Below are 23,251 nucleotides of genomic sequence, written 5' to 3' on the forward strand. Positions count from 1 at the left end.
CTTCATGTGCGCTCAGCGGCCACCCTCAGCCGGTGAAAGAACCTATCGCGCGCATGCCCACCGGTGCGCCGTAGGTTGAGCTCTGGCTTTGCGACACGGGCACTGCCAGCGGGTTCCAGCGGGCCTCGGTCATTCCTTCGCCGAACCCGGTGACCGACAGGCTCAGGTTCGAGGCCGGCCGACCCTTCGCTTTCTGGAACTGCTCGACGGAGTCATAGTCGGTCGTTGTTCGATCGGCGTTCCCCCAGGCGATGGCGAGGGGATCGCGTGATTGGCGCCTGGGCGTGAACGCGTTTCCCGTGAAATTGATGTTCATCTCGTCCGCGCTTCGGCCCGTATTCCGATCCACGACGTATACCTGGAAGTTCGACTTCTGATCACCGTCACCGCCGAAGAGGTTGTTGTTGACTGTGATGTCGCGAAGGATCCAGGTGTTCGTCGTGTCGCCGGCCGCATACCGAGAGTCATGCCCGATGGTGTTCACGACGGACTGGCGTCGCCAATCCTGCACCATGTGGAGATCCGACATCGAGTTGTAGCCCAGAGTGTTGTTCTCCACGCGAGTGCGCTCGGTGTTGTAGAGGATGATGCCTTGTTGATGGCCGACGACATGGTTGCTGCCGACCAGGCCGTCCGAGGAAAGCTCTGCTGCGATGCCGGTGCAGCCATTCCCGCCCACCTGATTACGAACGATCTTGAAGCCCACGACGGACTCGTCCATCCAGATCCCGGTCGCTCCGTAGGAGTCCGACACACGATTGTTGTCGATGGTGACACCGCGGCTCTGGCCGATCTTGATGCCCGCCGCCGTCGGCAGGTTGTTGAAGCGTTCGAAGTTGGAATTCTTGATGACGCTGTTCGCGATGACTGCCCCGTCGGCCCACCGGCCGTGGACGCCCAGCATGCCTGCGCGGTCGACTGTGACGTGGTCCAGTCGTCCCGAACCCGTCGCCCCGTCACTATCCAGCGTAATCCCCGTCGTGGCGACGTCCTGGACGACGACGTTCTGGACCAGTGTGCGCGGACGAGCGATATAGACCGCCCCGTACGTCGTGACCGAATTGCCGAAGCGTCGGACGCCGAAGCCGCGAAGTGTGACGTCCGGGCTTCCGACGACCAGAGCCTGCTGCCTGGTGGTGACCCGGACGTCCTTGCCGGCCGGGTCGAAGCCGAGAATGAGTTTGCCGGTGGATTCGTTCACCGCGAACTGCTCGCCACTCGGCTTCGAGGCGACTTGAGTGATCCTGCGTCCGTTGACGAAGACCATCTGAGGCCATGCCGCCATGGAGTTCTGAGGACCGACGAAGGCGTCGCTGCCGCCGGGGGTCGTGTGGTCGAACCTGACGGAGTAGCGCGTCTCCCAGCGCCCGTCGACCTGGCGCCAGCCGCTCGTCTTGTCGCTGCCGTCAAACCAGACTGTTTCGCCGGGGTAAGGCTGGAGGGTCACGGGCCGGCCGATGAACACCCGTTCGCGATATTCACCTCCGCGCAGAACGATGGTGCCGCCCGCGCGGACCACGTCGACGGCACGCGAGATAGTGCGCAAGGGGGTTGCCTGCGTGCCGGAGCCCGCGTCGTTACCGCGTGCCGGATCGACGAACACGGCGCCCGCAGGCACGGGGTACGTCGCGGACCCCACGGGTAGCGAACCCCGCGTCGGGGGCGCTGTGACGCCAGAGATCGCGGCCACGGTCTCAGGGGCGGCTTGCGCGGCCTGCGCCGGCCCTGCGCAGGTGAAGGACAGAGCGATGGACAGGGCCAACGAGGGTGCAGCGAAGACGAAGCGAATCGACATGGGGGTTCCCCTTGAGGGCGTGGCAGGAAGAGCGGCAGGGGCCAAGTGCACGTTCGCGAGACGGGAACGAGAGGGATGCGCTCGACGCGTATATCCATCGGCCACGATGGAGTCACTCTGAGCGGTGCCCGGCGGTGTGTGGAGGCATCGCCGCGATGTCACGATCTCCTGCCGCGGGGCTTTCCTTGGCCGGTCTTCGAACTCGGGCTTCGGTAACGGCGCACAAGAAATTCTGGTACCACGGCGGCGGAAGCGGTACGCCCCTGCGAACTGGACGACCGATCATGTCCGTGTCGTACAGTGCTATGGCGGCGGGGGGCCTCGGGTCCTCGGAGATGACCTCGATGCAGGGAGCGTATATGCAAGCGATGCAGGGTCGGCGCGGTCGCTTGATCGCGGTGGTCGTCGTCGCGAGCGTCGTGTGTGCTCTGTTGGGGGCCGTCGCGGTGGCGATGCGGCCGGCTAGCTATACGACGACGGCCTCGACGAGCGTCACTGCCGACCCGAAGACGACCGACCCGACTGTTCTCCAGGGCTTGACGGCAACCATCTTCATGATGATGCCCGCCTATGCCGAAGAGGCGAAGAGCCAGCAGATCGTCGACAAGGCGGCTGGGGCATCGGGATTGACTCCCGAGCAGGTCCAGGCTGGCCTGACAGTAGAACGCAGTATCGACTCGTCCGTGCTCTCTTGGTCGTTCTCGGCTCCGAATCCACGTGCAGCTACGGCCGCCCTCGAGGCGGCGATCGATGAATTCGCCTCCCAGTTGCCCAAAGCCGGGCCGCATGCGAGCCAAGGGCGTCCACTCCTGACCGTTGTGCCCAACGGTCAGCCCACCCCGCCCACGACGAGTCCGATCACCCCGGCGGTGGGAGCATTGGCGGGCGCGGCTATCGGTTTGCTGGGGTCGCTTGCGGTTCTTTTCCTGATGAAGCGCGGGGCCGAATTCGTGGAAGCGGATTGGGACGAGCTCGAAAACACCTTCCGCGTGCCCGTGGCGGCGGACCTTGTCGGTCGCGCTTCACATCGCGCACGACAATGGCAATACGCCGCCGACCGATTGCGTCCCGGTTTGTCGCATGGGCCTATCGGCCTCGTCGGGTTGACCGACTCGGTATCTCACGAGGATGCCGAAAGTCTCCAGCGGGCGCTGGGAGACGGCTCGCGGGAAGTCGTGCCGATGGGGCCCGTTGCTGCTGCCGACGGAGTAGAGCTGGGCGGCTTGGCGGGGGCTGTGGTCATGATCGCTCCGGAACAAGCACATAGGCCGACCGTGGCGAGTGACTGCCGTTCAGTGGTCAGCGGCATCACAGGGCCGGTCGTCGCGGTGGTCGACCGACGCCGGCCTCGTCGCTGACGATGTCCGCGCCAGGGGGGATTGAGGACGTCGAGGCGCCGGCGGGACAGGTCCGCGCTCGAATCGGCGACCAGTACTGGTTCGTCGGCACGATCTGTGCGCTGGGAGTGGGTGCGTTCACGTCGTTGGCCCTCGCATCACCGCTGCCCTTCATCGGGCTGGCGGCTCTCCTGTTTCTCGCCGCATGCGCCGTCCACCCCCGCGTGGCGTCGGTGTCGGCGCTGTTCCTCTGGGCAGGCCCGTTCGCGACCATAGGCGCGTCCAGGCGCGTGGCCGGGTTTCAGGTCGATCTCGCAGACGTGATCGTGTTCTTGGCGGTGCTCGGACATATGGTGCGCTGTCGGCGAAGGGGCAGACCGATGATCGACCTGAGGGCGAGCTCGCTGTTCGTCGTGCCTCTGGTCGTTTTTCTCGGTGTGGCCGTCTTCGGTGTGGTTCGTGGTCTCGCGTTGGGCAACGCCCGAGGTACGGCGTCCGATGCGTTGCTCGCGCTGTCCGCGCTGTCCGCGTACGTGCTGTTCCGCATCACGTACGGGCGCCGACTGCGGACTTTCGCTCACGACATCGTCTACGTTGCTGCCGCCGGCAGCCTCATTCTCGTGGTGGCGGCTGCGGCCGGATACGCTCCTCAGCTCGGTGTGGTCGTCGACACCTATTTCACCCGGGGTGTCAAAGACACCTCCTTGCGGATCGATGCGCCGGTCCAACGTCTCTCGATTCTGGGAATACTCCTGGTGGTGATGGGCTTCATCCCTTACCGCAACGGCTCGAGGTGGAGGGCGCTCGCTCTGCTGATCCCGATGGTTGCCGGAATCGGTGCCTCGCTGACGCGAAGTACGTGGTTGCCTCTCATCGCTGCGGTCATCTTCCTGCCCGCATTCATGCGCTCAGGTCGTGCCATTCCGTGGGCACTGGCCAGACGGGGTGCAGCCGCGGCCCTTGCTCTGGTTGCGGCATTGACGCTCGGTGCGTCAGGGCTGCTCGGTGATTACGCGAGGAGTCTGGCCGCTCGGTTCTTGAGTGCAGGCGACTCCGATGTCCTGCAGGACGATAGTTACCAGCAGCGGCTGGTCGAAAATGTGAAGGCATTATCACGTATCGCCGAGAATCCCGTGTGGGGGATCGGATTTCCGCGCCCCTATGGAGCGTTCGTTCCCTGGTTCCCCGAGAATCTGAACATCGAAGTTTTTGCGATCCGCTACTACATCCACAACTCCTACTTGGGGTTGGTCATGTACTTCGGCTTGCCAGGAGTCTTCAGTCTCTTGATTCTCGGCCTGTCCATTCTCGTGCTGGCGCGCGATACGGTCGAGGCAAAGCCATCGCACCGAGCAGTTCCACTCGCCTGTCTGGGCACGCTCGCCGTACTGGCCCTCACCTCGTCCTTTCAGACGCAGCTGGGGTATGAGCCGTTCTATTTGCTGATGGCCACGGTTCTCGCGTTGGCCGAGGTCTGGCGGAATCGAGAGCGCGATCCATTGAGGCTCAGTTCGACGAGCCACCGTCGTGCGCGTTACAGGGCTTAGGCGAAGAGGTGGCAGATGCCACCACGTTGGCCCGTTCGCCGGTGGCGGAGGGTAGGTCCCCGGGCCCGGCGACATCGCGGGTTCTCTGCTGATCACCGGTACCCCACTGCGCCACTGTCGTGCCTCCGCCCACGACGAACGTCGTGCCGCTCACGCTGATCCCCATATGGTCGGCGGGAATGCCGGTGGCAAGATCGACGGCGCGCAGCCGGGTCTGCGCGGGCCCGGGGCCAAGCACATTGCAGCGAATGCGCACGTTCTGCACCAGCCAAGGATTCGTCGTGTCACCGGGCGGAAAGCGTGGATCGTGGCCGTTGGCGCGGGGGTCGTTCTGTCGACGGTGATCCTGCCGCAGATCGAGATCGATACCGGTGTTGTCGCTGATGGAGTTGCCGAGGACGTCGATGTCGCCGGAGCTGTACAGAACGACGCCGAACTCGTGGTCCCGGACGATGTTGTCGGCGATGCGGCCGTGGGAGGAGAGTTCGGCGCTGATCCCGGTGATGCCGTTGCTGACCACCCGGTTGCGGTCGACGCCGAACCCCACCACGGATTCGTCGAGCCAGATCCCCGTCGTATCGAACGAGTTGCGCACGGTGGTGTCCTGGATGATGACGCCCCTGCTGCTCGTGACCTTGATTCCTGCCGAGTTGGGCGTGGCGTTGAAGCGTTCGGAGTTGGCTTCCTCGACGAGTGCACCCGAGATACGGAGGTGGTCGGCCTGGCTTCCTCCGATGCCCATAAGGCCCGCGCGTCGGACGGTGACGTGGCGCGCTGTGCCCGTGCCTTCATTCCCTTCGCTGTAGAACGTCAGGCCGGTCGTCGCCACGTCTTCGATGACGACGTCCTCGACAAGGTCACCGCGGCGAGCCAAGTAGACGGCCCCCTGCGTGCGAACGGAGTTGCCGTAACGCCGGATTCCGATCCCTCGAATGGTGACATCGGGAGAGGAGACGACGATCGCCTGAGCCAGTGCAGCGGTACGCCATCGATGCCCCTGTGGCGAACCACCGATGTAGAGGCGTTTTCGCCGACGATCCGCCATGAACGAGTCTTCGCCGAGGGCGTCGCGTGACAGGACCTGGCGCAACTGCGTGTCGTCGCGGAAGAGCATCTCGGGTTCGGCAGCGGCGGGGTGACTCGCGGAGACGTAGGGATCGCCGTTGTCGGGGCCGATCTCGCGGTCCAGAACGGCCGGCATCGGCGTCGACCAGCCGTCCGCGTCTTGCGTCCACTCGAGAGCTTCTCGGGACCCGTCGAGCCACACGGCCTCACCAGGCGCGTTCTGGATCACGACGGCCGTATTGGCGTAGATGGTCTCGTGGTACTCCCCCTCACGGACCACGACCGTCTGGCCGTTCTGCGCTCGGTCGAGGGCGCCCTGAATGGTGCGGAACGGGTGCTTCGAGTCTCCAGAGGAGCTGTCCCTGCCACGCACCGCGTCGACGAACAGGGCGCCCTCAGGTACCGGATAGCCTGCCTGTCCCACCTGTAACGATCCGACACGGCTTGAGGGATCGCCGACCGGAGGGGGTTGCGAGATAGTGGGGGGCGGTGTTCCGCCGCCCGGGCCAGCCGGGCTGCAGGACGTGACGAGCGCGATGACGGCCGCCATGCCGGCCAGCATCACATCGACCCGTCTGGCTCTGAGCAGCGCAGTCACGATGGGCGGGCTACACGTTCGTCGGCTGCGACGTCGTCCGACTGCCGACATCGGAGAGGCTCGGTCGAGGGCCCACCGCACGCGTCTCAGGCACCTCGATCACCGGAGTGCGGCCGCGGCGCCAGGGTGAGGTGGGGGAGCGGTGGCCGGTGTAGAGACCGCGTTGGCTGGCGCCGTCGGCGAGGCGGGCGCACAGGCGGGCGTAGTCGTCGGCGACGGCATCCCACTGGTAGAGGGATTCGGCGCGTCGTTTGAGTGCCCGGCCGGCGGCTGTGGCGCGCTGACGATCGGCCTCGGCTGCGGCGACGGCCTTCGCGACGCCGGCGACGTCGGTGACGTAGTCGGCGTCGGGCCCGGCGACCTCGCGGTTGAACACCACGTCATAGGCGATGGTGTGAGCGCCCGCACCCATCGCACGCAACAACGACGGGTTGGTGCCACCCACCGAATGGCCGTGGAGGTACGTGAGGGAGTTGGCGTACAGCTGGTCGAGAAGCGCTTGATCCCACACCCCGCCGACGAGATGCACCTTGTCGGACCTCGCGGCGAGCGCCTCCAACCTCGCGACGTAGGTATCGCTGTACGGCGAAGAGCCGACGACGACGAGCGGATCCTCGGCCCCGCTCTCGAGGTAGCCCTCGATCATGAGGTGGACGTGGTTCTCGGGTTCGAACCGGGCGACGACGAGGTGATAGCGGCGGGGTTTCAGGTCGAACTCGGCCAGTTTGTCGGAGCCCGGATCGAGAATCGGCGCCCCATAGGCGATGCCGTCGGTGATCGCACCGAACTCGTCGTGGTAATAGCACTGGATGCCGAAGGCGTCGGCGATGAGGGCGTCGGCCCATCGCACCGACAGTGACTCCGCGATGCGGTAGTACCGCTGGCCGACAGGCCCCCACTTCGACCGGCGCCACTCCAGCCCGTCGACGTGCACCGCGATCGGCGTGCCCTTGAGGCGCAGCAGCGGAAGGACGGGTGAATTGGCCGCGTTGCAGAGAACGTAGGCGTCGTAACGGCGCTGGAAAAGCAGGTGCAGAGCCGTGAAGAAGGTGTGGCTCAGTGTTTCCAGCGAGGACTTCCTCACCGCTGGCAGATGCACCAGCTTCATGCCGAGGTGCTCCGCAGGCTCGGGAGTCTGGCTCGAATTGCCGGTTCTGCAGTACACCGTCACGTCATGACCCGCTTCGACGAGGCGCCGACCCACCTCTTCCACCGCCGTTTCGAAGCCGCCGTACCGCGCGGGGACTCCCCGCGTTCCCAGCAGTGCGACACGTAGGGACGACGTGGGCCGCTTGCGGTGTCGCCCCCGAATCAAGGTGAGCGGCATGGTGACTCCTGGTGTGCTCGGCTGTTCGCGCCCCCGACGCAGCGCCGTGGCCGTGTTGGGCGAGCGTCCTGGACGAGCGTATGCGATAACTCCCGGTGAGCAACCTGAAAATGCACACAACGGGGTCACATTTTGAGAACGGCTCTCTGCAAGGGTCGGCGGCGGGGAGCTTCAGCGCGCGAGGAACCGGGTGAGGCGTTCCCTTGCATCCGCCGGAGCGAACCCCATCGCGGTGATCTTCGCGAGGTCCAACGTGCTGTGCCGTGGGCGCGGAGCCATGTGCTTGCCGGCGCCGTACTCCTCGGTGCTCACGCGGCCGACGTCGTCGCGGGAGCGTCCGCAGAGTTCGAACACGTCGGCGGCGATGTCGGCCCACGTCTTGGTGGGTCCCGAGTTCGTGAGGTCGTACGTGCCGTAGGGGGCGCGGGTGCGCAGGAGGTGGACGATGCCCGCGGCGATGTCCTCGGTGAAGCTCAGACGGCCGTGCTGGTCGTCGACGACCGAGGGGGAGATGCCCTTCTCCGCCAGCATCCTCATGGTCGCGACGAAGTTCTTTCCGTCGCCGACGACCCAGCTCGTGCGCACGATGTAGTGCTGTTCCCACGTGGCGACCAGGGCGTCTCCGGCTGCCTTCGTCTGCCCGTAGACGCCGAGCGGGGAGAACGGTTCGTCCTCGTCGTGCACCTCACGAACACCGTCGAAGACATAGTCGGACGAGACGTGCACGAGCGGGATGCGGTGACGGCGGGCGAGTTCGACCAGATGAAGGACCCCCGTGACGTTCGTGGCCCACGCCTCGCGTCGGCCTTCCTCGGTCTCCGCGGCGTCGACGGCCGTGTAGGCCGCGGCGTTGACGACGGCATCGACATCGCGCCAGTCGATCGCGTCGAGGGTCTCCGGTTTCGCGAGGTCGGCCTCGGCGCGGGGGAGGGCGATCGCGTCGGGCATCGCTTGCGCGAGCGCCGTGCCGAGCTGACCACCGGCGCCGAGGATCAGGGTGCGCCGCGGCCGGGCCGGTCGCGACTCCGCCAGCACGGGGTGGTTCTGGTCGGCCTCGGACAGCGTGGCCCGCTCGAGGGGTATCGGCCATTCGATGCCGAGCGCCGGGTCGCCGAGCTGCACGAACGTGTACTGCTCCTTGGCCTCGGGGCTCCAGTGGTCGTTGACGAGGTAGGCGTAGGCGGTGTTCGGGGCGAGGGTCTGATAGGCGTTTCCGACGCCCCGGGGCACGAACACCGCCTTCTCCGGACCCATCTCGACCGTCACGACCCGGCCGCGGCTCTCGCCCTTACGGAGGTCGACCCACGCGCCGAAGATGCGCCCGGTCGCGACCGAGACGAACTTGTCCCACGGCTCGGCGTGGATGCCTCGCGTCACGCCGACCTCGTCGTTGAACGAGACGTTCTGTTGGACGGGCCCGAAGTCGGGCAGGCCGAGCGCGGTCATCTTCGCGCGCTGCCAGTTCTCCTTGAACCAGCCGCGGTTGTCGCCGTGAACGGGCAGGTCGACGATCAGCAGGCCGGGGATCTCGGTGGCACGCACGGCGAGGTCGCTCACGTCGGGTTCTCCTCGTGGGCTCGGAGGGCGGATGTTCTGTTGGCGAAATGCGTCAGTCACTGACCGGCCGCGGCGTATCGGGCCTCGGTGCGCGCCTTCTGCGGCCGCCACCACGACTCGTTGGCCTGGTACCAGGCGATCGTGTCGGCGAGGCCGGCGCGAAAGTTCGAGAACCGCGGGGCCCATCCGAGTTCGGTGCGCAGGCGCGTGGCGTCGATCGCGTAGCGCAGGTCGTGCCCGGCGCGGTCGGTGACGTGGTCGTAGGCGTCCCGCGACTGCCCCATGAGCTCGAGGATGAGCTCGACGACGTCCTTGTTGTTCTGCTCGCCGTCGGCACCGATGAGATAGGTCTCGCCGGCGCGGCCGGCCTCGATGATGCGCAGCACCGCGGAGTTGTGGTCGTCGACGTGGATCCAGTCGCGCACGTTCTCGCCGGCGCCGTAGAGCTTGGGCCGGCCGCCGTCGATGACGTTGGTGATCTGACGCGGGATGAACTTCTCGACGTGCTGGTAGGGGCCGTAGTTGTTCGAGCAGTTGCTCAGCGTGGCCTGCACCCCGAAGGAACGCACCCAGGCGCGCACCAGGAGGTCGGAGCCCGCCTTCGTCGAGGAGTAGGGGCTCGAGGGGTTGTACGGCGTCGTCTCGGTGAATCGCGCCGGATCGTCGAGCTCGAGGTCGCCGTAGACCTCGTCGGTCGAGATGTGGTGGTACCGCTTCTCGTGCCGCCGCACGGCCTCGAGCAACTCGAACGTGCCCACGAGATTCGTCCGGACGAACGGCGAAGGATCGCGCAGGGAGTTGTCGTTGTGCGACTCCGCCGCGAAGTGGACGACGAGATCGTGGCCGGAGACGAGTCCGTCGACGAGGCCGGCGTCGGCGATGTCACCCTGGACGAGACGGACGCGATTCTCCGGGAGCCCGCCAAGCGTGCGGGGGTCGCCCGCATAGGTGAGCTTGTCGAGGACGGTCACCTCGTCATCGGTGTTTTCGACGACGTACCGCACGAAGTTGGAGCCGATGAAGCCGGCACCTCCGGTCACGAGAACTCTCGCCATGGCCGCCATCGTACGGGGCCCCGTACGGGGGCGCAGGGTCATGTCGGCTGCCCGCTGAACAGGCCGAAAACACCTGGTGGACAGGGCGATCGATCGCAACGCCGGGGCGTCAGGTGGTGAGCGACCAGCGGGTCGACGGCGCCTTGGACGTGCGTCAAGATGGCCTCATGCGCGGCATCATCCTTGCCGGGGGGACCGGCTCTCGTCTGCATCCGATCACTCAGGGCATCAGCAAACAGCTCGTGCCCGTCTACGACAAGCCGATGGTCTACTACCCGCTGACGACGCTCATCCTCTCGGGCATTCGCGAGATCCTCGTCATCACGACCCCGCACGAGGCAGAAGGTTTTCGCCGGTTGCTCGGCGACGGCTCGCAGTTCGGCATCGCGATCACCTACGCGCAGCAGCCGTCGCCCGATGGTCTCGCGCAGGCCTTCACCATCGGAGCCGAGTTCATCGGCGACGAGGAGGTCTGCCTCGTCCTCGGCGACAACGTCTTCTACGGCCACGGTCTCGGCACCCAACTCGCGCGCATGCGCGGCCTCACCGGTGGCATGGTCTTCGCGTACTGGGTCGCCGACCCGAGCGCCTACGGCGTCGTCGAGTTCGACGGCGACGGCAAGGTGCTCGGCATCGAGGAGAAGCCCGCCAAACCCAAGTCGCACTACGCCGTTCCCGGGCTCTACTACTACGACAACGACGTCGTCGAGATCGCACGCGGACTCACACCGTCGGCGCGCGGCGAATACGAGATCACCGACGTCAACAAGGCCTACCTCGACCGCGGTGACCTGCGCGTGGAGGTGCTGCCCCGCGGCACCGCGTGGCTCGATACCGGCACGTTCGACGCCCTCAACGACGCGAGCAACTTCGTGCGCACGATGCAGGCGAGGCAGGGCCTGCAGGTCGGCTGCCCCGAGGAATCTGCCTGGCGCATGGGCTTTCTCGACGACGACGACCTGCTCGCCCGCGCCGACGCGCTCGCCAAGTCGGGCTACGGCGACTATCTGCGAGGGCTCGTCGAAGAAGGGCGCTGAGGATCTCACCCGCACCTCAGCCCTGACCCAACACCCCGAGCGACGCGGCGAAGGTGAGCAGCTCGGACTCGGCCTCGCTGCACGTGCCGGCCGCGCGGATCGCGTCGATGCGCGTGCGCAGGGCGGCGCGATCGACGAGGTCGTCCGGGCAGCCGAGGGCGAAGCCGGCGAGTCGATCGAATTGCTCCGGCTCGCGCACGACGAACGCGACGTCGACACGGAACGCGGCCTTCGCGAAGCCCAGACCCGCGAGGGCCGGCCGCTGCTGCGCGAGGCGGGGGAGGAGCGCCCGGATCGGGGTCTTGCCCTCGGAGATCCGCACGAACTCGCGTACGTCGCGCGACAGTGCCCAGTCGGCCACGGGGGAGGCGAGATACGGCGGCCGGAGCTCGACACGCTCCTCCATCCACGCGTGATCGCCCTGCACCGTGAGCAGATACCCACCGAGCAGATGTGCGAGATCGACCTGGCGACGGGCCTCCAGCGGGTCCGCCGCCGGCGAATGTTCGTCGGGTCGGGTCGGTGCCGCTCCGAGCACGGCGTCGCGTAGCGGTGAGCGCAGCAGATCGTTGACGGGTCGCAGGATGTCGAGCCGCCGCGAGCCCGCGCTCGCCGAGAACGAGACGAGCCCGCGCCAGTACGACCGCGCCCACACCGCGCCACGACCTGCACCGAATTCCGGGACACCGAACTGCGCCCACGGCAGCCGCCGGGGATCGCCGAAGCGGCCCTCGCGGGCGGCGAGAATCCGGTAGGAGTCGTAGCCGGCGAACAGCTCGTCCGCGCCCTCACCCGAGAGAACGCCGCTGATCCCTTCGGCTCTGGCCCGCCGTGCGAGCGCCGTCATGCCGACCGGACCGAGCCGCACGAGCGGCATCCGTCGTGTGCGCACGTACGCCTCGAAGGTGTCGACGACCTCGCGGGGAACGAGCTGGTGTTGGACCAAGTCGATGCCGAGCGCCTCGGCGACCTCCCGCTGCCGCCCGGCGACGAGATCGTCCCCTTCGAGAGCCAGCGCGAGCCCCAGAGAAGCGCCTTCATCGCGGGCGATCGCGCCGATGATCGTCGAGTCGATGCCTCCCGAGAGCAGGCACGCGACGCGACCGGTCGACCGCATCCGCGCCCGCACGGATTCCCGCACCGCGGCCTCGAGCTGGACGATCTCGTCCTCCGACGGCGAGGCAGACGCCGAGGGCTTGAGGGCCGACACCGGTGTCGGCGCCCACCGCTCGTCGGAGACGACCCGCGGTGTCCCGGCGTCCGTCGCGACGGTGACGATGTGACCCGGGCGGACCTGGTGCACCCCGGCGTACGGCGTCAGCGAACCCGTCGGCGCCCAGTCGGCGAGAATCGAGACGAGGCCGTCGTGATCGAAGCGCGTCCCCGTGCCCGATCGCGGATCGCCGCGTAACGCCGGCACGGCCGGGAGGTTGGACCCCGCCGCGACGCCGGTCGCCGTCGGCGCCCAGTACAGCGGCGCGATGCCGAAGCGATCGCGCGCCAGCAGCACGGGGCCGCCTGCCGAACACCGTGCGACGAGCGCGAACTGGCCGTCGACGCGACGCAGGAACCCGGGGCCGTGCTCACACAGACCCGCGAGCAGTACCTCCACCTCCGAGGCGCCGGGGCGGCCGACCTCCCCCTGCAACTCGCCGAGGTTGAACACCACGCCATCGAACGCCGCGGCCGCCCCATCGGGTTCGACGTACGGCTGCCCCGGTGCACCCTCGTCCCCGTGTGCGAGGCGGGAACAGACGAGCAGCAGCGTGTCGTCGGCCCACCTCGTCACCCCGTTCGGACCTCGTCGAGTCAGGGCTCTCGCAGTTGTATCGATACAAGAGTTGTCGACGGCGTCGACTTGGGTCGCACTGCGGTCTGCGGGCGGCGCACCGACGAAGGCCGCCACCCCGCCCACGTCAGGCCCGCTCGTAGAGGGCGCGGATCGTGGCGAGGTTGCGGAAGTCGCCGGCCTCGGCCGACTCGAACGCCTCCTCGTCGTCGGTCGCGTCGATCAGCGTCTCGAGAATGGCGACGATCGACAGCGAGTCGAGCATTCCCTCCTTCGCGAGATCCTCGGATGCGCGGACCTTCTCCGCGTCGTGCACGTAGAAGACGTTGTCGAGCAGATCGCTCTCGACCTCGCTCCATGCAGGCTTGTCACTCATGTTCGTTTCCCCCTGTGGTGTGTGTCGGATGCGCGTGTGCGCGGTTGGCGAGATCGGCGCCCGCCGAGCGGTGAGGCTCGACGACGGCTCGGTGAAGGTGGTCAGTGCTGCCCGGCGACGGCCGGCTCGGAGCCGGGCCGCAGGCTGCGGGTGCGCTGGTAGCGCAGGGTGGCGAGCAGGCCGTTCGCGACCTGACGCAGCGCCCGCTCGCTCCAGCCGGGGCAGTCGGCGAGGAACGGCGCGAGGTCGAGCTCGTCCAGCCCGGAGACGTCGGCGGCGAGCACGAGTCGACGCAGCACGTCGGCCGGAAGGGCGTAGTAGTAGTCCTCCTGGGTCTGCTTGAGCGCGTACGTGTCGGTCGTCGGCGGCCGGGCGATGATCTCCTGCGGCACCCCGAGCTCGCGGGCGAACTCGTAGACGACCGGCTTGGGCAGGTCACCGATCGCGCAGAGGTCGGCAGCATCGTCGCCGTACTTGACGACGAACCCCGTGTCGAGCTCGCTGCCGTTGCTCGCGCCGACGACGGCGAGGTTGTCCTTCTCGGCCTCGGCGTAGGCGAAGAGCATGCGGGTGCGCTGCTTGCGGTTCTGATAGGCGATGACCGCGCGCAGGTCGTCGACCGACGTCGACAGCGTCGTCGTCGGCTCGCCGTGCCGCGGCCCGATCGAGATGCGGTAGACGAGGGTGCCGAGGCGCTTGGCCAGCGACGGCACCGCGTTGACGGCATAGGCGTCCGTCGCCGGGTCGTAGTCGGGTGCGTACCGGCGGATGATCTCGGTGATCTGCGCGAGCGGCTGCTGCGCCTCGATGGCCGCACCGATGGGCCGCTCGACCAGGCGCACCCCCGCGTTGTCCACGGCCGCATCGACGAAACCGCGGGTCTCCTCGCCCGTGCTCGCCTCGTCGGGCAGGTAGAGCGCCGTGACGTTCTCGGCTCCGAGCGCCCTGGCGCACAGGTGCACGACCACGGTCGAATCGATGCCCCCCGAGAGCTGCACGAGCGCCCCCTTCTTGCCCAGCCCGTGCACGTGATCGGCGATCCAGGCGCAGCGCGCCTCGACCTGTTCTCTGACGTCGGTGATGTCCTGACCTGTCATTTTCCGCTTTCCCCCACTTCGAGTCGGTCGACGATTCTGATGTCGCACAGGGCCGCCACCGAGCCGATCTCGGCGTGCAGCACCCTGCGCACGGCACCCGAGCGCACCGCGTCGGCGCCCGGGACGATCTGGATGACGGGCACGGTGTCGCCGCCCACCCGCGCCGCCCGGGCATCGACCCGCACGACGAGCGGCGCGAACGTGCGCTCGATGAGCGCTCGCACGAGCTGGGCGTCGATCTTGGTGCCCGCGACGTTGAGCATGTGGTCGGCACGGCCGTGGTGGCGCAACGTGCCGTCGGGCAACAGCTCCCCGCGGTCCCGGGTGGCGACGAACTCCCCGCGCGGGCCGGGACGGACCTCGTCGTACGGCGCTGTGATGTATCGGTACATCGAGTGCGGAGTACGTGCATGGATCTCGCCCTCGACGATGCGCACGTCGACGCCCGGCATCGGTCGTCCGATCGTGCCCTCGGCGAAGTCCCGCATCGGCCCGCGCCACGTCGTCAGCCGCGGGCCGAGCTCGGCCTGCCCGTACATGTTCGTCAACTGCGCGCCCGGAAACCGGTCCGCGAGAGACTGCGCGGCCGAACCCGAGAGGCGTCCGCCCGCGACGATGACGTGCCGCACCGCCGAGGCGGCGAGTCCGGAGGAGAGCAGCAGCGGCGCGTGCTGCGGCAGTGCGTAGATCGCGAGCGGCACGTCACCGAGAGCGTCGAGTTCGGTCAGGCCCCACTGCGCGTCGACGAAGCGCACCGGCACACCCGAGACATGGTGGCTGTGCACGATGCTCAGGCCGTACGCGTAACCGGGCGGTGGCAGCGCGACGTACGCACAGTCGTGCCCGAGCTCGAGGCGTGCGGCGATGGCGCGAGCATGGGCGTTGACGATGCTGCGGCGGTAGACGACGCACTTGGGCCGACCGGTCGACCCGGAGGTGTGGAACGCGAGCAACGGCTCGTCGATGCGTCGATCTTCGGGTGCGCGCGGATCGCCGCCCTTCTCGCTCACCTCGAACCGCTGCGACGTCCCGCGCAGATCGGTGACGAGCAGCGGACGGCTGGAGAGACGGGCGACGTGCCCGACGACCACATCGAGGCCGTCGAAGGCCGTGACGGGCCGCACAAGTACCGAGTCACCGGCGTCGACGGCCGCCGCATAGGCGGTGAGCGCGTCCGTCGAAAGGCCGGCCACCTGGGTCACGACCACGCCCCCGACGTGAGCCGGTCTACGAGTAATTGCACGGTGCGCTCGCGACCGGCTCGCGAGAAGAGGCTGTGATCGACGACGGGGTCGTGCTCGACGGTGATGTCGAGACCGCGCCTGCGCGCCGCCGCGACCGCCCGCCGACCGCCCTTGCCGGCGAAGATGTCGTACTCCTCGGTGCCGAAGAGCAGGTGCACCGACAATGGTGCGTGCAGCGGGCGCATGAGCATGCCGACGAGATCGAGCGGCACGTCGGGCCGCAGGAACGAACGCACTCGCGGGTGGTGGATGGCGAGGTGTTTGCTCGTCGTCGCGACAAGCCTGCGGGCCCGGAGTTCGAGCGATGCCCATTCCCTCTCGAGGTGCAAACGGTCGGCGAGCCCGCCGAACCCCTGCGCACGCGGCGGCACGGAGGAACTCGACGGCCCGCTCGGACCGGTCGGCGCCGCCGGTGCCGAATCGGCGTGGTAATACGCGTAGAACGCCTCGTCGAAGACGCCGGAGTCGGGGTTCCAGTGCACGGAGTTGACGGCGACGACCCCGTCGAGACGTCCCTGCGCGGCCGCGCGCAGCAGCGACCAGGCGCCCGCACACACGCCGACACCGACGACCGGCAGACCGAGACTGCGGACGTGGTCGGCGATCACGGCCACGTCGCTCACGTTCTCGTCGGTGTACGGCCGCGGCTCGTCGACCTCGGCCGGGCCGGTGTCGTCACCGAGACGAGAGCGGTCGGCTCGCACCGAATAGACGCCCAGGGGAGCGAGCCGGCGCGCCGCGTCCGCCCAGGCCCGGCCCGGCCCTGCCTTGATCTCCGAGCCCATCGCCGTGAACGTCGCACCGACGTGGGGTGTGACCCCGGGACTGGTCGTGACGACGACCGGCAGGCCATCGATCGTCGTCAGGGTCTCGATGACGCCGGTCCCGTCGGGCAGCGTCAGCTCCGTCGTCGTCGGACCGTCCCACGCGGCCAGGTTGCGAGCCGGGCCCCGTTCGAGCCCGTCGACGATGCGACGGATCGAGTCGAGGGGGACATGCGCGAAGTAGGGAGCGCCGAGGGTCATCCGGAGCGCGGCACGACGGTCGGCCTCCACGACGATCTCCGGACCACGCCTCGGGGCGCGCAGCCGTGAGAGCGAGGCGACCTGGGCGTCGCTCAACCAGAGCCCCTCGAGCTCGGTGCCGTCGTCGTCCACGGGGACGGGCACGGAGTCGCGGCGGATGATCGCGTGGTTGCGCACGAAGCTCCGACCGGAGACCGGCTCCCACAACACGCGTGCCCCCGGCCCGGTGAGCGGGAGGGAGTCGACGACGCAGGCTCCGACCCGCAGACCGACGACGTGAACGGGCAGGTCACGGCCGACATGGGCGCGGGCCTGCGCGACGACGGCGCCGAGGTCGGCGATCCAGGCCTCTGCGAGGTCGTCGTCGGGGCCCAGGTCCGCCGAGTCTCCCTCCCCGGAGAACGAGAAGGAGAACGCGACGAACCCGGCCGACGCGGCGGCGAGCGCGAGCGCGGCCGTCGTGCGCATTCCGACCACGGCCTCCCGACCGATGGGCGGCGCGACGACGAGGGCGCCGCGAGTCATGGCCCGCGGGTGATCGACGTGGACGGCCAACGGGCGTCCCTGCGAGGTGACCCATCCGAGCCGCCGCAGCCGTCGTCGATCGGCCTCGTTCGGCCGAGCTCCGGCCGTGAACGTGGGCGCCTGAGCGCTCTTGCCCGGCGCGATAGGCGCCCACCAGGCGCCTGCCGTCTTCTCTGCGTAGCCGAGAGACATGCTTCCCCCTCTACGACCCCCGACCCCGGGGCCGAAATCGGCCGCCGATCGCATCCCCGGTGGGGCCCCAAGCCCACGCGATCGTGCGGCATGAACGATGCTACCCACGATCTGGACGAGTGTCCGGTTCGCAACCGGATCGTTGCGTGGGGGCGGGTCGAGGCGGCAGCCAGATCGGTTGTCAGGGCGGGACGCTGAGCCCCGCCGACCGCAGCCGCGTCGGGAGGAGCGCCGCAGGTCACGGCGCTGACGGCGCCGGTGACGAGCCCCGTGGGCGGCGGGACCGGAATGGGTGTCGGAGACGGGTTCTACGCTGGTTGCCGGGTGATGAACGCGTCCCTGCAGTCGTGACCCACCCGTTCCGCCTGCCCTCAGCCAGAGAGATCCCGCCATGAGCCTTGCCCGTCTCGTCGACGTGGTGCGCACCGATCCCGGGGTGGCCCGTGCCCTGCAGCTCGCCGACGAGGGCGGCCCCGACAGCGCGCTCGTCGACGTCACGGTGGCCTCCGGCCTGCGCCCTCTGCTCGTCGCCGCGCTCGCGGGGGCGGGGGGTGACGCTCCGATCGGAGACGCCAACGCCGAGGGGTCGACCTCCGGCACGATCCTGGCGGTGACGGCGACCGGCCGGGAGGCCGAGGATCTCGTCGCGGCCTTGTCGTGTTTCATGTCGCCCGATCGCGTCGCGGATTTTCCGAGCTGGGAGACCCTCCCGCACGAGCGGCTGAGCCCGCGCAGTGACACCGTCGGTCGGCGTCTCGCCGTGCTGCGACGCCTCGCGCATCCCGACACCGCCGACCACGGGCCGCTCGACGTCGTCGTCGCGCCGGTGCGTGCGCTGCTGCAACCCCTTGCGGCCGGGCTCGGTGACCTCGTGCCGGTGCAGGCGGTCGCGGGTCAGGAGTACCCCCTCGAGCGCATGGTCGAGGACCTGGCGGCCGCGGCGTACACCCGCACCGACCTCGTCGAACGGCGCGGCGAATTCGCGGTGCGCGGGGGCGTACTCGACGTCTTCCCTCCCACCGAGCAGCACCCGCTGCGTCTGGAGTTCTTCGGCGACGAGATCGAGGAGATCCGCAGCTTCGCCGTGGCCGACCAGCGCAGTCTCGACGTCGTCGAGAGCGGGCTGTGGGCACCGCCGTGTCGCGAGCTCCTGCTCACCCCCGAGGTGCGAAAGCGGGCCGCCGAGTTGGCCGCCAACCTGCCCGGCGTCGCCGACCTGCTCGGCAAGGTCGCCGAGGGTATCGCGGTCGAAGGCATGGAGTCGTTCACCCCCGCTCTCGTCGACGGCATGGAGACCCTGCTCGACGTCGTCCCGGCCGGCTCCCGCGTGGTCCTGCTCGACCCCGAACGCATCCGCTCTCGCGCCCACGACCTCGTCGCCACCAGCGAGGAGTTCCTCGAGGCGAGCTGGTCGAACGCCGCCGCGGGCAACCAGGTGCCGGTCGACCTGCGGGGCGTGCTCGACCAGGCCAGCTACCTCACCCTCGCCCAGACCCGCGCGTCGGCCCTCACCCACGAGCTGCCGTGGTGGACGCTGTCGAGCTTCGCCGCGGCGCCCCTCGACCAGCCGGGGAGCGCAGATGTGCGACCTGGCGGCGTCGATCCCGCCACGGGCGAGGTGCGCGACCCGAGCCTCGGGCCCGTCGAGGCGGCCGGCGCCGACGTCGACGATCTCGTACTCACGATCCGTGTCGACAGCGCCGACATCGACGGATACCGCGGAGACTCCGAACGAACCGTGGCCGACCTGCGCCGGTGGGCCGTGGAGGAGAAGCGGCGCGTCGTCGTCGCCACCGAGGGCAAGGGATTCGGGCGCCGCCTCGCCGAGCACCTCGCCGAGGCCGAGGTGCCGCACCGTCTCGTCCGCGAGGGGCAGCTCAGCGACGAGGGCGGCATCGTCCAGATCGTCGTCGGCTCCCTCTCCCACGGGGCGATCGCCCCCGGGGCCGACCTCGTGCTCCTCACCGAGACCGACCTCGTCGGCAACACCGGGGCCGGAGCAGGCGGGTCGACGCGTGACATGCGCCGGATGCCCTCGCGCCGACGCAACCAGGTGGATCCGCTCTCACTGCGCCCCGGCGACCACGTCGTGCACGAACAGCACGGTGTGGGCCGGTTCGTCGAGATGATGCAACGCACCGTGCAGGGCGCCACTCGCGAATACGTCGTCATCGAGTACGCGAGCTCCAAGCGCGGGCAGCCCGGCGACCGGCTCTACGTGCCCACCGACCAACTCGACCAGATCACCCGCTACGTCGGCGGCGAGGCCCCCACGCTCAACAAGCTGGGAGGCTCCGACTGGAGTCGCACCAAGTCGCGCGCCCGCAAGCACGTGCGGCAGATCGCGGGCGAGCTCATCCGCCTCTACAGCGCTCGCATGGCCACCAGCGGCCACGCCTTCGGGCCCGACACCCCCTGGCAGCGCGAACTCGAGGACGCCTTCGCCTACGTCGAGACCCCCGACCAGCTCAGCAGCATCGAGGAGGTCAAGGCCGACATGGAGAAGACGGTCCCCATGGACCGTCTCATCTGCGGCGACGTCGGCTACGGCAAGACCGAGATCGCCGTGCGCGCCGCCTTCAAGGCCATTCAGGACGGCAAGCAGGTCGCCGTGCTCGTGCCCACGACTCTGCTGGTACAGCAGCACTTCCAGACCTTCTCGGAGCGGTACGCCCAGTTCCCGGTCACGGTCAAGGCGCTCTCGCGGTTCCAGGGAGCCAAGGAGACCGAGGCCGTTCTCGAGGGACTGCGTGACGGCAGCGTCGACATCGTCATCGGCACCCACGCCCTGCTCACGTCCAAGGTGCGGTTCAAGGATCTCGGTCTCGTCATCATCGACGAGGAGCAGCGGTTCGGCGTCGAGCACAAGGAGCAGCTCAAGGCCCTGCGCACCAACGTCGACGTCCTGGCCATGTCGGCCACGCCGATCCCGCGCACGCTCGAGATGGCCGTGACCGGCATCCGCGAGATGAGCACGCTGGCCACGCCCCCGGAGGAACGCCACCCCGTGCTGACGTTCGTCGGCCCGTACGACGAGAAGCAGATCGCCGCCGCGATCCGGCGCGAGCTCCTGCGTGAAGGCCAACTCTTCTTCGTGCACAACCGGGTGAGCGACATCGAGAAGGTCGCCGCCCGCCTGCGTGAGCTCGTGCCCGAGGCGCGCGTGGCCACCGCGCACGGCCAGATGGGGGAGGCCCGCCTCGAACAGGTCGTCGTCGACTTCTGGGAGAAGCGATTCGACGTGCTCGTCTGCACGACGATCATCGAGACCGGCCTCGACATCTCCAACGCCAACACGCTCATCCTCGACCGCGCCGACACCTACGGGCTCTCCCAGCTCCACCAGTTGCGTGGACGCGTCGGCCGCGGACGCGAACGCGCCTACGCCTACTTCCTCTACCCCCGCGAGAAGCCGCTGACCGACACGGCTCACGACCGGCTCGCGACCATCGCCAGCCACACCGACCTCGGTGCCGGTATGCAGGTCGCGATGAAGGACCTCGAGATCCGCGGCGCCGGCAACCTGCTCGGCGGCGAGCAGTCGGGGCACATCGAAGGCGTCGGGTTCGACCTCTACGTGCGGCTCGTCGGTGAGGCGGTCGCCGACTTCCGCGACGGTGGCGAACAGCAGCGTCCCGCCGAGATCAAGATCGAGCTGCCCGTCGACGCCCACCTGCCCCACGACTACGTGCCGGGGGAGCGGCTGCGCCTCGAGGCGTACAAGAAGCTCGCCGCCGTCGAGGACGCCGACGAGCTCGCGGCCATCGAGGCCGAACTGCGCGACCGTTACGGCGACTTCCCCGAGCCGGTGAGCAACCTCATCGAGGTGGCCCGGTTGCGCACGGTCGCGCGGCGGGCCGGGGTCGGTGACATCGGCGTCCAGGGCAACCACGTGCGGTTCGCCCCGCTCGAGCTCACCGAGAGCCAGACCCTGCGGTTGCAGCGGCTCTACAAGGGCTCGCTCGTCAAACCCGCGACCCGCACCGTGCTCGTCCCACGGCCCAAGACCCGTCCCGTCGGAGGAACTCCGCTGCGCGACAAGGAGGTCCTGTCGTGGGCCTCCCAGGTGCTCGAACAGGTCGTTCTCGACGCCCCCGGGGCGCCGGTGCGAGCATCGGCGGGGTGACGGGTCACAATGGGGGCATCGCCGCGCTCGAGACGTCGTGCACGTCACGTCGAAAGGACACGTTCGTGAAGTCCCACCGCCGCCGCGCCGTCACGGCCGGAGCCGCCCTGGTGCTCTCGCTCACCCTCGCCGGATGCGGAGGGGTCGATCCGCAGGCCGCCGCCCGATACGGCGACCGGGTCGTGTCCGAATCCGACGTCGCCACCGCGGTCGCCCAGCTCAACGAGCTCCAACTGCCGCAGCCCGCCGACGCCCGGGCCGTCACCCAGTACCTCGCGCTGGGGCCGGTGCTTCTCGACGACATGCAGCAGGCCGGGTTCCCCATCACCGAGGCGGCGGCCCGGCAGGGGTTGCAGGACAAGCGCGCCCGTCTCGCGCCGCCGACGGTCGACGTGTTGCGCACGATGACCGCCGTTCAGCTCATGCAGCAGGCCGGCACGGTCGCGCAGCAGCCCGGCCAGAGCAAGGAGCAGCAGGCCGAACTCCAACGCCTCTTCCAGGCCAACGAGCAGTTCTCGCAAGAGGTGCAGAAGGCCATCGACGACGGCAGCTTCGTCGTCAACCCCAAGTACGGCAAGCAGCAGGTGAACTGGATCTCCCAGGACGCCGAGACGCAGATGCCCGAGGGCCACGGTGAGCAGCAGCCGGAGGGGCAGGACCAGGCGCCGCCGGAGGCTCCCGAGCAGCAGCAGTCGCCCACGCAGTGATCACGCCCGACTCGACGCGCGAGGAGCCGGCCGGCACGCCGGCTCCGCAGGCCCCCTCGACCCCCGCTGCGGCGCGCCGCGGAGAGCGGGTGCTCGAACTCGTCGAGGTCATGGACCGGTTGCGCTCGCCGGGCGGATGCCCGTGGGACGCCGAGCAGACCCACGCCTCGCTCGCCCCGTACGCGGTGGAGGAGGCCTACGAGCTCGCCGACGCCATCGAGCACGGCACGACGACCGACGTCGTCGACGAGCTCGGCGATGTGCTGCTCCAGGTCGTCTTTCACGCCCGGGTCGGGGAGGAGGGCGAACAGCCCTTCGACATCGACGACGTCGCCACCGCGATCGTCACCAAGCTGCGCCGCCGCCACCCGCACGTCTTCGCCGGCCTCGTCGTCGACGGAGCCGCCGACGTCGTCACCAACTGGGACGCGATCAAGGCTGCGGAAAAGCCCGAGCGGGTGGGTCCGCTCGACGGCATTCCCGCCGGGATGCCCCCGCTGGAGCGCGCGACCAAGGTCGTCTCCCGGCTCGACCGGGCGGGGCTCCTGACCGACCGGCCGCAACCGGCAGCAGCCACCCTCGGAGACCGGCTGCTCGACCTCGTGGTCGAAGCCCGTCGTTCGGGGGTCGATCTCGCCGCAGAGCTCCGCGCCGCCACCGCGCGACTCGAGGCCGCGGCCGTCACGGATGCGAAGGCGACGGCGCGGCCCGAGAGTGAGTGACGACCGGATGTCGAGGCCTCGCCTCTCGCCGTTCGACGCCCCCGCGAAGACCGCCCGGCGAAGGTCCTGCCCGGGTTCGTCGTGCGAGGTGAGCCATTAGGCTGGGCGTGTACTCAGGTCCCACCGTCAA

The 23,251-nt window shown here is 68.9% G+C and carries 16 protein-coding genes; 6 read left to right on the plus strand and 10 right to left on the minus strand.

Annotation, left to right across the window (positions count from 1 at the left end):
* Positions 1-25: 25 nt before the first annotated feature.
* Positions 26-1,795 carry a right-handed parallel beta-helix repeat-containing protein gene (locus BN1197_RS12020; RefSeq protein WP_082043857.1) on the minus strand — a complete coding sequence of 590 codons (1,770 nt, stop codon included), beginning with the start codon at positions 1,793-1,795 and terminating at the stop codon, positions 26-28.
* Positions 1,796-2,154: 359 nt separating this feature from the next.
* Between BN1197_RS12020 and BN1197_RS12025 the strand changes: the two genes are divergently transcribed.
* Positions 2,155-3,153 carry a hypothetical protein gene (locus BN1197_RS12025; RefSeq protein WP_141397279.1) on the plus strand — a complete coding sequence of 333 codons (999 nt, stop codon included), beginning with the start codon at positions 2,155-2,157 and terminating at the stop codon, positions 3,151-3,153.
* A gap of 2 nt (positions 3,154-3,155) precedes the next feature.
* Complete coding sequence (locus BN1197_RS12030) at positions 3,156-4,679, plus strand: O-antigen ligase family protein (protein ID WP_040160000.1); 1,524 nt, start codon at positions 3,156-3,158, stop codon at positions 4,677-4,679.
* Here BN1197_RS12030 and BN1197_RS12035 read toward each other — a convergent pair.
* The 4 genes from BN1197_RS12035 to rfbB all read right to left on the minus strand — a co-directional run bounded on the left by BN1197_RS12035 (position 4,639) and on the right by rfbB (position 10,281).
* Positions 4,639-6,342, minus strand: a complete 1,704-nt coding sequence (locus BN1197_RS12035) for a right-handed parallel beta-helix repeat-containing protein (protein WP_176489752.1) — start codon at positions 6,340-6,342, stop codon at positions 4,639-4,641. The genes BN1197_RS12030 and BN1197_RS12035 overlap by 41 nt on opposite strands.
* A 10-nt stretch (positions 6,343-6,352) precedes the next feature.
* On the minus strand, positions 6,353-7,669 hold the full coding sequence (locus BN1197_RS12040; protein ID WP_052466651.1) for a DUF1972 domain-containing protein: 1,317 nt from the start codon (positions 7,667-7,669) through the stop codon (positions 6,353-6,355).
* Positions 7,670-7,840: 171 nt separating this feature from the next.
* Positions 7,841-9,226, minus strand: coding sequence for a sugar nucleotide-binding protein (locus BN1197_RS12045; RefSeq protein ID WP_040160004.1), 1,386 nt, complete (start codon positions 9,224-9,226; stop codon positions 7,841-7,843).
* Between the two features lie 56 nt (positions 9,227-9,282).
* The gene (gene rfbB, locus BN1197_RS12050) at positions 9,283-10,281 is read right to left on the minus strand and encodes a dTDP-glucose 4,6-dehydratase (RefSeq protein WP_040160295.1); all 999 of its coding nucleotides are present in this window, start codon (positions 10,279-10,281) and stop codon (positions 9,283-9,285) included.
* 167 nt (positions 10,282-10,448) lie between these two features.
* On the opposite strand from rfbB, the gene rfbA reads away from it, so the two are divergent.
* Positions 10,449-11,318 (plus strand): glucose-1-phosphate thymidylyltransferase RfbA, encoded by an 870-nt coding sequence (gene rfbA, locus BN1197_RS12055; RefSeq protein ID WP_040160298.1) that lies wholly within the window; start codon positions 10,449-10,451, stop codon positions 11,316-11,318.
* Positions 11,319-11,334: 16 nt separating this feature from the next.
* On the opposite strand, the gene BN1197_RS12060 is transcribed toward rfbA, so the two are convergent.
* The 5 genes from BN1197_RS12060 to BN1197_RS17405 form a co-directional block, all read right to left on the minus strand.
* Complete coding sequence (locus BN1197_RS12060) at positions 11,335-13,107, minus strand: asparagine synthetase B family protein (RefSeq protein WP_040160006.1); 1,773 nt, start codon at positions 13,105-13,107, stop codon at positions 11,335-11,337.
* Positions 13,108-13,234: 127 nt separating this feature from the next.
* Positions 13,235-13,483, minus strand: a complete 249-nt coding sequence (locus tag BN1197_RS12065) for a hypothetical protein (RefSeq protein ID WP_040160008.1) — start codon at positions 13,481-13,483, stop codon at positions 13,235-13,237.
* 101 nt (positions 13,484-13,584) lie between these two features.
* Positions 13,585-14,580 (minus strand): NAD(+) synthase, encoded by a 996-nt coding sequence (nadE, locus tag BN1197_RS12070; RefSeq protein ID WP_040160010.1) that lies wholly within the window; start codon positions 14,578-14,580, stop codon positions 13,585-13,587.
* Positions 14,577-15,788 (minus strand): AMP-binding protein, encoded by a 1,212-nt coding sequence (locus BN1197_RS12075; RefSeq protein ID WP_040160012.1) that lies wholly within the window; start codon positions 15,786-15,788, stop codon positions 14,577-14,579. Before BN1197_RS12075 ends, nadE begins: the two co-directional genes overlap by 4 nt.
* The gene (locus BN1197_RS17405; protein ID WP_040160014.1) at positions 15,779-17,566 is read right to left on the minus strand and encodes a hypothetical protein; all 1,788 of its coding nucleotides are present in this window, start codon (positions 17,564-17,566) and stop codon (positions 15,779-15,781) included. Before BN1197_RS17405 ends, BN1197_RS12075 begins: the two co-directional genes overlap by 10 nt.
* 391 nt (positions 17,567-17,957) lie before the next feature.
* On the opposite strand from BN1197_RS17405, the gene mfd reads away from it, so the two are divergent.
* The 3 genes from mfd (at position 17,958) to BN1197_RS12090 (ending at position 23,121) form a co-directional block, all read left to right on the plus strand.
* A complete protein-coding gene (mfd, locus tag BN1197_RS12080; RefSeq protein ID WP_040160017.1) occupies positions 17,958-21,692 on the plus strand; it encodes a transcription-repair coupling factor in 3,735 nt (1,244 codons plus the stop codon).
* Between the two features lie 65 nt (positions 21,693-21,757).
* Positions 21,758-22,399: a hypothetical protein gene (locus tag BN1197_RS12085; RefSeq protein WP_141397281.1), complete on the plus strand. Its 642-nt coding sequence runs from the start codon at positions 21,758-21,760 to the stop codon at positions 22,397-22,399.
* Positions 22,396-23,121, plus strand: coding sequence for a MazG family protein (locus BN1197_RS12090; RefSeq protein WP_245851915.1), 726 nt, complete (start codon positions 22,396-22,398; stop codon positions 23,119-23,121). Before BN1197_RS12085 ends, BN1197_RS12090 begins: the two co-directional genes overlap by 4 nt.
* Positions 23,122-23,251: the final 130 nt, after the last annotated feature.

This window comes from Mobilicoccus massiliensis (genome assembly GCF_000826525.2).
Lineage (GTDB): Bacteria > Actinomycetota > Actinomycetes > Actinomycetales > Dermatophilaceae > Mobilicoccus > Mobilicoccus massiliensis.